The 678-nt window shown below is 61.2% G+C and carries 1 protein-coding gene; it reads right to left on the bottom strand.

What is annotated here, in order from left to right; translation table 11 throughout:
• Positions 1-678: Mu transposase domain-containing protein (locus tag ADINL_RS08450; RefSeq protein ID WP_036546469.1), on the bottom strand; the 678-nt coding region annotated here is incomplete at both ends.

Raw genomic sequence — 678 nt, 5'->3', positions numbered from 1 at the left:
CCTCCAGGCGCTCATCACCATAGGCCTTCCCCAGACGGAGGATGCCCAGACAGGAGCGGTAGGCCTGTTGTGGATGTTTGCGCACCTCCAGGGCCGTACGGATGAGTTTCTCCGTACCCGGTCCCGTCTTGGCCGCCCAGGCGATCAGACGCTCCGGTGTCCACTCACCGGCCTGGCGGTGGGACTCTGGCATGTGGGCCGCTACGGTGGTGTGTCGGCCTTTCTGGTTGGAACGGTGGTGGCTGGCGATCCGGTTGCCCCGGTAAAAACACTCAATGGTGTTGTGGGTGATCCGAGCCTCCACCTCCTTCTTGATCAGGGTGTAGGGTACTGAGTAGTAATGCCCATCGACGGCCACGTGGTAGTCGATGTTGACCCGGACCTTCTTCCACTCTGCATAGACGTAGGGCTCTGCAGGCAGGGGCTGCAACGCCGGTTTGTCCAGTTGCTCGAAGTGTTCGCTCCGGCAACCGGGTAACTTGCGGAAGGGCCGGTTATTGAGCTTCTCCAGTAGCTCACGGAGGGTGGCGTTCAGTTGCCCCAGTGAGAAGTGTTGACGGTGACGCAGCGCCGCCAGTATCCAGCGTTCGACGATCAGCACGCCGCCTTCCACCTTGGCTTTGTCTCGCGGCTTTCTGACTCGTGTGGGTAGGATGGCCACGCCATAGTGGGATGCCA

Source organism: Nitrincola lacisaponensis (genome assembly GCF_000691225.1).
In the GTDB taxonomy this organism is placed as follows: domain Bacteria; phylum Pseudomonadota; class Gammaproteobacteria; order Pseudomonadales; family Balneatricaceae; genus Nitrincola; species Nitrincola lacisaponensis.
The sequence above is the reverse complement of the archived record's forward strand: the minus strand, read 5'-3'. Positions and strand labels throughout refer to the sequence as shown.